The organism is Pigmentiphaga soli (genome assembly GCF_039541095.1).
Classification (GTDB): Bacteria; Pseudomonadota; Gammaproteobacteria; order Burkholderiales; family Burkholderiaceae_B; genus Pigmentiphaga; species Pigmentiphaga soli.
Window position 1 is genome coordinate 153,167 of the sequence record NZ_BAABFO010000001.1, and the last position, 9,264, is coordinate 162,430.

The following is a 9,264-nucleotide window of genomic DNA, read 5'->3' on the forward strand; positions in this document are numbered from 1 at the left end:
ACCACAGGAGCCAACGATGTTCACGAAAGAACAGATTGACCGGGCCGTACAAGATGCCATGCCCGATGTGCTGGCCGGCCTGCGCAAGGAAATTGCCGAGCAGGCCGTTTATCAGGCCAAGGTAGCCGTGCATGCGTCCGTCCAAAAGGCTGTCACAGACTGGATCAACGAAAACCTTGTCCCCGACATCATGGCCACGCTGACCGAGTCGAAGGCTGGCATCTTGTCTGCTGTCCCGAGCATCGCTCAGGGCATTGCAAAGGCGCTCGGCGAATCGCTGGTGGCGTCGGTGACCGAGAAGATGGAGCGCAGCTACGAGCGCCGGAAGATCTTCGACGCGCTGCTGAATTGATCTCCCCCGGGCACGCCGCGCAACCATGGAGGCATCACCAGCGGCGTGCCCACCCATACCCGTCCTGGCCGGGCAATGCCGGGGCCATCAAGGGAGGCGCCTTAGCGTCGATCAAGCAAGCCGGGAAACGTATATGACCGGGACTGCTCGGGAAGGCGCCTCCCTTGATGGTGCATTGGTCCCTGGCGCTGGCCGTGCTGGGCTAAGTCGAAGGCCGAAAGCGTAAGCCGGAAAATTTCGTAGCCATCTGCTGTCACTTCCGCCCTGGCGAAGAGAAAGGCCAGGACCATCAACCATCATGGAGCAACCATGCAGGCATTCAACCTCGATCACCAACCAGCTCAGCTGGTCGGCATCAAGCTGCGCGAAGAGCTGAAGGACGAACGCGGTTTGCCAGACGTGTACCTGTCGTTTCTGTGCCGCATGAGTGCGGCCGCGCTCGCCATGATCTCGCCCGAGCTGCGCACGTTCCTCTACAAGAGCGGCGCGCAGCAAGACATCGACGGCAGCGACGACGGCGACAGCCTTCGCTTTCCCGAGCTGGGCAAGCAACATGTCAGCAAGAAGGTCACCGGCGCGCACTTCACGCTGCACTACGGCGTGGGCGAGAGCAACGGCGTGAGCACCGAACCGGTGTCCGAAGACACGCAGATCGACAAGTTCACGCTCGATCCGCAGGAAGGCGGCACCGTGCTCGTGGGTTTCCGTGTGTGGGGCAAATTCACTGGCCCGCAGATCGGAAGCCTTGCGCTCACCCTAGGTCATGAAACTGCGATCTCGACGCATTGCCCGGAGCCGGCCCAGGGCCAACTGCTGGACGAGAGCGGCCAGCCGAAAAAGCGCGCCCGCAAGGGCAAGACGAAGGCCGAGGCGGATGCGCAATGGCCGTTCCCGCAAAACGGTGCGGCGCCGGCCGACCCGTCCGACCCGCCGCCGGTCGATGATGACCCCTTCGCCGGCAGCGATCTTGCGCGTGGTGCGGATGGCGAGGCGGACGAAGCGCTGGAGCCGGCCTGATCATGCCCCGCCCGCCCCACATCCCCCACCGCACCAGGCCAGTCGGCCGGCTGCCCGTGATGGCCAAGTTGCGCGACGAGTTCGGCATGGTCGCTCACGTTGCCCTGTGTGGCCTGGAGACGGCGCCCAGCATTGAGGCGTTCGACGCTCTGGCCGAGGTATTTAACCTGCTGCAGGTGGACCTGCGCAACGATGCGCGGCGGTCGGATGTGGCGGCGGTTATCTCAGGCGGTGCTAGCGCGCTGATCGCGTCGCAGGCGGCCGTCGAGGCGGGCCAGGTGCCTGCGTCCGACCTGTTGGAGCGGATCCGCGCCGGCGTGAACGCCATCGACGGTCTGATCGGCAAGCTCGATGTGACGCGGCTGTATGCGTCGATGCAGGTGTTGAAGGCGATGAAGAGGGCGGAGGCCCATGCCTGAAACCTACATCCCCACCGCCTGCCTGGCCGACGCCCGCCGCGTGCTGCAGGCCCAAGACCCCACCGTGTCGCAGTTGCTGGCGCAGCGGTGGTCGATGAGCCAATGGCGCGCGGCCGTGAAGCTGGCCGCGCAGGAGATAGAACATGCAACGTGAACCCGACATTCTCGTGACGTTCAGGGAGGAGCAGGAGATGGATGAGATGTTGTGCCGGCAGGCGGGGAAGCCGCCCGGCGGGCAGAGTGCCGCCTCGGTTGATGGCGTGCAGCAGCACATCGCGGCACTGCGAGATCTGCGCCTCGGCGTCGATATGGACCGGCATCACCTCGACGACGGGCTGCAGAAGCTGGATGCGCTCGATGCTGCAATCGCTGCGCTGCGCGGCCAGGCTGCCGCTCCGCCGTCCGACGAAATCGAAGGCCTGCGCGCGCACGTCGCGTTGTTGAAAGCGTCGCTGGCGCAGGCGGAGCGGGAGCTTGATGCGCTGCGTGTTACGCCGACAGGTGCAGCGATGCCGGTCGACGCCCAGGCGATCCCCCACGAGAAATGCCTATGGTGGCGCAATAGCGGTGATGCCTGCCCTGGAACCGTAGACACCCAGGCGATCCGCGATGCGGCGCTGGAGGAAGCAGCCAAAATCGCGGACGACAAGGCCGCGCGCGTCAATTCGACATGGATAGCCAACGATATTGCTGAGGGCATCCGCGCTCTCAAGGGGAACAGCCATGGCGAATGACCTGAACCAAGAGCGGGAGGCGTTCGAGGCGTGGGTCAGTTCCAGCAGCAGCCTCCCAACTACTCGCGATAAGTACGGGTTTTACACCGACTGGACGCTCTACGACTGGTGGAAGGTCTGGTGTGCCCGCGCCGCACTGGCAGCCCCTGCCGCGCCGCAGGCTGGAGACGATGCGCGGCCGCGCCCGGTTGTAATCGGCCGCGTCACCGTCAAGGGCAAAGGCCGCGCCAGCGTGGACCTGGACACGTCGCACGTTGACCTGCCCGAAGGCGACTATGAGCTTGTCGCCCGGCGCGCCCTCACCACCCAAGGAGAGAGCCAGCCATGAGAAAGCTTTGGATGTCGCCCTTTCGCAAGGGCATTCAGGCCGGATTTCACGGACACAGCCAACCACCTATTTATTACAAGGAGCGAGCGGTGAAACTTTTCTTGGACGGCCTCAAAGAGGGTCAATGGAGGAAATCAGCCGGATATTCGACGTGGGATGATCTACCGCTTTCTCTAGAGTCGGGAGCGAGCCATGAAACCGAATGAAAAGCAACCAGGGTTTTTCGATCTCCCGTTTAGGCAAACCTGCAACAGTCCGTTCCATGCGCCGCCCACGCACATCTACATCCCTCCGGGCAAAGGCTACCGCCATGTTTGTCCAGTGTGCGGTTACACGATTGAAATCTATGGGAGCCGTATCACATGCTGATTAACGGAAAGGAATGGCGGCTGGTGCCGACCAGCCCCACTCCTGAGTGGGTAGCCGCCATAGAACGGCAGGACGGCGTTCGTGTGGGCACCATAGGGCACATCATCGAGGACGTGCTCGCCGCCGCTCCCACCCCGCCAGCGCCGGCCAGCGGGCAGGCACCGGCCGCATCACCCGATTTTCCGCACTACGAGATGGCATTCATCTGCCGGGTGCTGGAGAGCGACCACCCGGAAAAAGCGGACCTCGATACCGCGCTCGGGATGGCGCGGAACGTGCGAGTGGCGCTGCTGAAAGAACGCGCTACCCAGGCACCGCAGGAAGAGCCGACGAACGATCAGATCGACAAGGCGATTCTCAAGGCGGCCATACTCGACCTCGCGGCGATTGCAGAACACCTGGGCATCGACCCCAACGAGGGCGGCGCGGTGCCGATCATCGAGGCCATCGACGAGTTGCGGCGGGAGCGCAATGAGTGGGTGGATGTCGGATATGCCGCCCAGGTACCGGCCGCCGATGGAGATGCGCTGGATGCGGCGCGGTATCGGTGGCTGCGGGATCGGGAAATTCCCGAGTGGCTGGACCTGTGGCACCAAAATCCGGATCGCATCGACGCCGCCATCGACGCCGCCATGCAGTCCAACACCGGGAGCGACCATGCAGCTTGATCTATTTTGGTTGATTCTGGCTCTCGTTCTGGCTGGCGGCATCGGCTTCATCGCCGGCTGGGTGGCGGCGTGTGAAGCATACGAGGTTCCGCCCAGAGACCAGCAGTCCAACGCCGGGCGGGAGGGGTGATGGCCGATACCAACCAATGGATGCCCATCGAGGAAGACGCCGAGGTCGATTGTCCGCTCGATACGCCTGTCCTGCTGGCCTGGTGGGATGAGTGGTCCGGCGAATGGAAAATCGAGGCCAACTATGCCGGTAGCGATCGCGGCGGCTGGCGTCACGGGCGGGCAACGCATTGGATGCCTCTGCCAGCACCGCCGGCTACCCGCCAGCAGCAAGAGGGAGGGAAGTGATGTCCCAACGAGACCTGATCGACATCCGCGCCGTCGCGGACATGCTGGGCGGCTTGAATCCTGACCACGTGAGAGATAGGGTAGTGCGCCGGCCGGACTTCCCGCGCCCCTTCCGCATTGGCAACCGCATCCTCTTCGACCGCCCCGAGGTGGCCGAGTGGATCGAGGCCCAGCGGCAAGCCCCGGACGGACGCCGCACGCCGAAATTACGCCACGCCAGCCCGCAGGGCGCATGAACGCTCGGCCTTGGGTGTCCGGCCTCGGGCACCATTGGCGCTGATACGGATTTCTCGGCACGGCCGCTATGGAAAATCCCTGGAATGCGGTGCTGCAATTCCTGCAGTTGCTGGTCGACATCCTTCGCGGCGGCTAGGACCGCGTCGCGCCTAGCCGGCGGCCAGAAAAAAATCCCGCACCGCCCCCGCGCATTCCTGGGCATGCGTCAGATGGATCATGTGATATTCGCTATCCACATACCGAACGTCCGCATGGGGAACATGCTCGCGGAAAAGGCGCACCTGCGCATCGTCGGTGATTTGCCCGTTCTTCGGAAATAGCGACAGCACCGGGCAACGGATCCCGCCCAAATGATCGACCGCGCTGGCGGAACTGACAAGGTCGGAATATCTGACCAGCACCTCCGGCGTTCCCTTCGCGAATTCGTCCACGTACCAGTCGAGCAGGCGCGGATCGCTGTCGGGCGGAAACCGCGTCAGGATGCTGGTTTCGCGTACCCATTGCCGGATTCCCATCTTTCGCATGGCGTCGAGCCGAGAGCCATGGCCCAGCGCATAGCGTGTCTTCATCGAATCGTTGATGAAGGCCGGCGTGGCCACCAGCGCCAGCGCGCGGATCTTTTCCGGGTGCAGCGAGGCCATCAGTATGCCCAGGATCCCGCCCATGGATTCGCCGCAGAAGTACACGGGCCGGTCGGTCAGGCTGTCGATCAGCCCGGCCAGGTCGGCCACGCAGGCTTCGATCGAAATCTGGCTTTCGGGGTCATCGACCGGATCGGAGCGGCCGACGCCGCGCATGTCGGGGCGGACGACCTTGAAGTGCGTCGCCAGCCGGGGTATCCAGCGATACCAGAAATTGCCGCTGCGCCCGTTGCCGTGCTGCAGGATCAGGTAAGGGCGATCCAGCCAGGGGTCGGTGAAGTCGTCCACCCGGTAGTGGATGCGCAGTTCCGGCGAAACGGGAAAGTAGGGCATGTTCAATCCACGCTGATGTTGGCTTTCTTGGCCACCGCGGCCCACTTGGCCTTGTCGGCGGCGACGAAGTCGGCGAATTCCTTGGGGGTGCTGGCCACCAGGATGGCGCCGTCGCCGCTCAGCCTGTCGGTCACTTCGGGCACGTTGATCGCCTTGGTGGCGGACGCGTGAAGGAAGGACAGCGTGGCGGCGGGCGTGCCGGCCGGGGCGAACAGTCCGTACCAGCCGACCACCTCGTAGCCGGGGTAGCCCGATTCGGCCACCGTCGGCACGTCGGGCAAGGCCGGCGAGCGGGTCGAGGTGGTCACGGCCAGAACCTTGATCTTCTTTGCCCGCAGCATGGCGGCCGCCGCCAGCAGGTTGTTCAGCATGCACTGCACCTGGCCGCCCGCCAGATCGTTGTTGGCCGGCGCCGCGCCCTTGTAGGGCACGTGGACCATCTCGATGCCGGCCATCGAGCTCAGCAATTCCATGCCCAGATGCGGGCCGCTGCCGGTGCCCGACGAGGCGTAGCTCACCTTGCCGGGATTGGCCTTGGCATAGCGGATGAATTCGGCAAAGGTATTCACCGGCAGGTCGATGGGCACCGTGATCAGGTAGGGGTACTTGGCCAGCAGCGAGATCGGCGCGAAGTCCTTGTCGGTGTCGTAGGGCAGCTTCTTGTAGATGGCCGGCGCGATCGTATGCGAGGCGATGGTCAGCAGCAGGGTGTAGCCGTCGGGCGCGGACTTGGCGACGAGGTCGGTGCCGATGATGCCGTTGGCCCCGGGCTTGTTGTCGATCACGACGGGCTGGCCGATTTCCGAGGACAGGCGCTGGCCCACGGCGCGCGCGAGCGCATCGGTGCCGCCGCCGGCGGGAAAGGGCACCACCACCCGGATCGCCCTGGACGGGTACTTGCCGCTGTCGAGCGCCCGGGCATTGGGAGCGACGGCCGATCCTGCCAGGGCCGGGAGGGCGATGAATTGGCGTCTTTGCATGGTTGTCTCTTTATCTCGTTGTCTGATCGAAAGGCGGCCGCGCGGACGCGGGCTTCCCGGCGCCGTCCGGCTATGCGCCGGCGCAGTACAAACGCAGGGGGTTCACGGCAAGAATCGCTTGCAACTGGTCGGGCAATACTCTCTGCACCGCGGTCCAGAGATCGGCATACGGAGGCTTGCGATCGCCGGGCAGGCTGGTGTGCGGCCAGTCCGATCCCCATACCAGCCTGCCCTCGAACAAGGCGCCCAGCCGCCGCAGCAAGGGGTCCAGTTCGCGGTAGGGCGGTTCGGCGTCCAGGCGGTACATGGCCGATATCTTGATCCAGGCCCCCAGCGCGGCGAGCGCGTCCATGTGCCGCCACAGCGGCGCGTCGGCGCAGTCGCGGGCGGTCAGGCCGGCCAGATGAGCCAGCACGCAAGGCACCTGCCACGCGTCGTGGAGGCGGATGACGGTGGGAAGGTGTTCGGGCTTCGCATACCACTCCACATGCCAGCCCAGCCGCCGCAGATGGGGCAGCATGGATTCGACCGGACGCCATTCGTTGCCAACCGGCGAGACGAGGTTCACGCGCACGCCGCGCACGCCCAGTTCGTGCATGTGGTCCAACGTTCCGGCCGACAGGCCGGGCGCGGCAACGATGACGCCGCGGTGGCGGCCGCCGGATTGCTCCAGCGCATCGAGCAGCAGCCGATGGTTGCCGCCGTACACGCTGGGCTGTACCAGTACGAGATGCCCGACATGGTGTCGGCCGGCGATGGCCTGCAGCGTCTGGATGCTGTTCGTCGTGACCCCGTAGTGCCCGGGGAGGACCGGCTCGGCGGCGTCGAATACGTGCACGTGGCAATCCCAGACCGGCGCATGCTGCCAAGGCGCCGGCGCCTGACCGGGCGCGGTCCGATCGGCTTGCGAGGCCGCATCGGCTGCGGCGTATTGCGAAGAGGGCTCGAGCGCGTTCGTCATGGGGTCAGGTGATGGTGGCCGAGTAGGTGAACGCGTAGGCATCGCCGCGCGAGATGCGGAACTCCACGATGCTGCCCTGGATGTCGGTGGCCACGCGGCGCACCACGGCGCAAGGGTGGCCGGCGGGCAGGTTCAGGCGGCGCGCCTGCTGGGCGGTGAGGGCCGCGAACGAGATCTGGTCGACGGCGCGCATGACCTGGATGCCGGCCGTTTCGTAATAGAAGGGGTACAGGAGGACCGCCCATTGGGACGGATCGAGGTCGCGCAGCGCTTCGAACCGGTCCAGCGGCAGCCATATTTCCTCGAGCAGGCAGGGCTCGCCGTCGTAGGCGCGCAGCCGCTGGATGGCCAGCACGTCGCTCTTGACCGGGATCTGGAGCGCGGCGGCCACCTCGGCGTTTGCCGTGGTCGTCTTGCGCGACAGGATGGTGGAGGCGGGCACTTCCCCGTGGTTCTGGCCGAAGCGGAAAAACCGCAGCATCGTGGCGCCGGCCAGGCCGTGGCGGACGAAGGTGCCCTTGCCGTGGATGCGGTCGACCAGGCCTCTTTCTTCGAGCAATTGCAGGGCCCGGCGCATGGTGCCGAGGGCCACCTGGTGTTCGCTGGCGAGCGTCTGTTCCGACGGCAGCGCGCAGCCGGCGGGCCACTCGCCCTGCACGAGGCGGCTTTGCAGCGCATTGGCGAGCGCCGCGTAGCGGGCGAGGCCGGCGGTCTCGGCGGGGATCGGGGAAATCTTGGCAGTCACATTCAGTCCTCTATAGGAGTAACTCTATAAAGGCCATGGCTGTCTTGTCAATGCAAGAAAGCCTAGCGCTTGGGCAGCGGCTTGAACGCCCGCAGCGTGCCCGGCATCGGGATCGACTGCGGATCCAGCAGCGCCCGCGGCAGGATGGATTTTTCCAGGTGCGGCGCGAACAATTCGATGAACGACGCCGTGTAGCTGCGCAGGTAGCCGTCGCGCCGCAGGCCGATCTGGATGGTGCTGGGCTGGAACAGCATGCTCGCGTCGCGCGCCCGCAGGCCTTTGTCGCGCTGCCTGTCGAAGGCCAGGGACGGCACGATCGCCACGCCCATTCCCAGCTCTACATAGGTCTTGATGACGTCCGCGTCGATCGCGTTGATGATGACCGACGGGGCGAGATTCTCGCGCGCGAAGGTTTCTAGAATCTTGGAGTGGGTGCTGAAGGAGTAGTCGTAGGTAATCAGGGGGAAGCCGGCCAGCCGCTTGAGCGTCAGCGGACGGTAGCGCATCAAGGGGTGGCCGACCGGCGTGAGGATGATGCGCGGCAGCGTATAGCAGGGCAGGAATACGAGGTCTGGATGGGGGTCGGGCGGGGCCGTCGCGATCGACAGGTCGGCCGTGCCGTCGACTACCATCTGCGCGGCCTCGGTGGGCGTGCCCTGCCGCAGCCGCAGCGCGATGTTCGGATACCGGGCGGAGAAGGCGCGCACCACCGCGGGCAGGGCGTAGCGCGCCTGCGTGTGCGTGGTGGCGATGGTGAGCATGCCGGTGTGTTCCTGGCGGAACTCGGCGCCCACGCTGCGTGCGCGTTCGGCGTCGAGAACCATCCGCAACGCGATGCGATGGACTTGTTCGCCGGGCTCGGATAGCCCGATGAGCCGCTTGTTCTCGCGCACGAACAGGTCGACGCCGATTTCGCGCTCCAGCGACTGCATCTGCCGCGACAGGCTGGGCTGGGCGATCGACAGCGCCTGCGCGGCCCGCGTGATGTTGCAGCCCAGCCGGACCACCTCCAGGAAATAACGCATCTGCTGCAGTGTCATGCCACGCCTTGGTCATAGCTTGAACGTATGGATGGCTAGGATAAAGGCATTTGTTTGCATGTTTCAATCTCCTTATAGTGCGC

At 65.2% G+C, this 9,264-nt stretch carries 16 protein-coding genes; 11 read left to right on the forward strand and 5 right to left on the reverse strand.

Going from position 1 to position 9,264, the window contains the following annotated elements:
- Positions 1-16: 16 nt before the first annotated feature.
- From ABD927_RS00825 to ABD927_RS00875, 11 genes are all read left to right on the forward strand, one after another.
- Positions 17-352, forward strand: a complete 336-nt coding sequence (locus ABD927_RS00825; RefSeq protein ID WP_345245333.1) for a hypothetical protein — start codon at positions 17-19, stop codon at positions 350-352.
- 309 nt (positions 353-661) lie between these two features.
- A complete protein-coding gene (locus tag ABD927_RS00830; RefSeq protein ID WP_345245335.1) occupies positions 662-1,369 on the forward strand; it encodes a hypothetical protein in 708 nt (235 codons plus the stop codon).
- Positions 1,370-1,428: 59 nt separating this feature from the next.
- On the forward strand, positions 1,429-1,788 hold the full coding sequence (locus tag ABD927_RS00835) for a hypothetical protein (protein ID WP_345245337.1): 360 nt from the start codon (positions 1,429-1,431) through the stop codon (positions 1,786-1,788).
- Complete coding sequence (locus ABD927_RS00840; RefSeq protein ID WP_345245339.1) at positions 1,781-1,942, forward strand: hypothetical protein; 162 nt, start codon at positions 1,781-1,783, stop codon at positions 1,940-1,942. The genes ABD927_RS00835 and ABD927_RS00840 overlap by 8 nt, the downstream gene beginning before the upstream one ends.
- Positions 1,932-2,522, forward strand: a complete 591-nt coding sequence (locus tag ABD927_RS00845; protein WP_345245341.1) for a hypothetical protein — start codon at positions 1,932-1,934, stop codon at positions 2,520-2,522. Before ABD927_RS00840 ends, ABD927_RS00845 begins: the two co-directional genes overlap by 11 nt.
- Positions 2,512-2,850: a phiTE_015 family protein gene (locus ABD927_RS00850; protein ID WP_345245343.1), complete on the forward strand. Its 339-nt coding sequence runs from the start codon at positions 2,512-2,514 to the stop codon at positions 2,848-2,850. Before ABD927_RS00845 ends, ABD927_RS00850 begins: the two co-directional genes overlap by 11 nt.
- A complete protein-coding gene (locus ABD927_RS00855) occupies positions 2,847-3,056 on the forward strand; it encodes a hypothetical protein (RefSeq protein ID WP_345245345.1) in 210 nt (69 codons plus the stop codon). The genes ABD927_RS00850 and ABD927_RS00855 overlap by 4 nt, the downstream gene beginning before the upstream one ends.
- Positions 3,057-3,212: 156 nt before the next feature.
- Positions 3,213-3,887 carry a hypothetical protein gene (locus ABD927_RS00860; RefSeq protein ID WP_345245347.1) on the forward strand — a complete coding sequence of 225 codons (675 nt, stop codon included), beginning with the start codon at positions 3,213-3,215 and terminating at the stop codon, positions 3,885-3,887.
- Complete coding sequence (locus ABD927_RS00865) at positions 3,877-4,017, forward strand: hypothetical protein (protein WP_345245349.1); 141 nt, start codon at positions 3,877-3,879, stop codon at positions 4,015-4,017. The genes ABD927_RS00860 and ABD927_RS00865 overlap by 11 nt, the downstream gene beginning before the upstream one ends.
- A complete protein-coding gene (locus ABD927_RS00870) occupies positions 4,017-4,244 on the forward strand; it encodes a hypothetical protein (RefSeq protein WP_345245351.1) in 228 nt (75 codons plus the stop codon). The genes ABD927_RS00865 and ABD927_RS00870 overlap by 1 nt, the downstream gene beginning before the upstream one ends.
- The gene (locus tag ABD927_RS00875; RefSeq protein ID WP_345245353.1) at positions 4,244-4,480 is read left to right on the forward strand and encodes a helix-turn-helix transcriptional regulator; all 237 of its coding nucleotides are present in this window, start codon (positions 4,244-4,246) and stop codon (positions 4,478-4,480) included. Before ABD927_RS00870 ends, ABD927_RS00875 begins: the two co-directional genes overlap by 1 nt.
- Before the next feature lie 150 nt (positions 4,481-4,630).
- Here the strand turns inward: ABD927_RS00875 and ABD927_RS00880 are convergent, their stop codons facing one another.
- The 5 genes from ABD927_RS00880 to ABD927_RS00900 all read right to left on the reverse strand — a co-directional run bounded on the left by ABD927_RS00880 (position 4,631) and on the right by ABD927_RS00900 (position 9,181).
- The gene (locus tag ABD927_RS00880; protein ID WP_345245355.1) at positions 4,631-5,500 is read right to left on the reverse strand and encodes an alpha/beta fold hydrolase; all 870 of its coding nucleotides are present in this window, start codon (positions 5,498-5,500) and stop codon (positions 4,631-4,633) included.
- Positions 5,458-6,435, reverse strand: coding sequence for a tripartite tricarboxylate transporter substrate binding protein (locus ABD927_RS00885; protein WP_345245357.1), 978 nt, complete (start codon positions 6,433-6,435; stop codon positions 5,458-5,460). Before ABD927_RS00885 ends, ABD927_RS00880 begins: the two co-directional genes overlap by 43 nt.
- 70 nt (positions 6,436-6,505) lie before the next feature.
- Positions 6,506-7,396: an amidohydrolase family protein gene (locus ABD927_RS00890; protein ID WP_345245359.1), complete on the reverse strand. Its 891-nt coding sequence runs from the start codon at positions 7,394-7,396 to the stop codon at positions 6,506-6,508.
- A 4-nt stretch (positions 7,397-7,400) separates the two neighbouring features.
- Positions 7,401-8,141, reverse strand: coding sequence for a GntR family transcriptional regulator (locus ABD927_RS00895; RefSeq protein WP_345245361.1), 741 nt, complete (start codon positions 8,139-8,141; stop codon positions 7,401-7,403).
- A gap of 62 nt (positions 8,142-8,203) precedes the next feature.
- A complete protein-coding gene (locus tag ABD927_RS00900; RefSeq protein WP_345245363.1) occupies positions 8,204-9,181 on the reverse strand; it encodes a LysR substrate-binding domain-containing protein in 978 nt (325 codons plus the stop codon).
- Positions 9,182-9,264 lie beyond the last annotated feature (83 nt).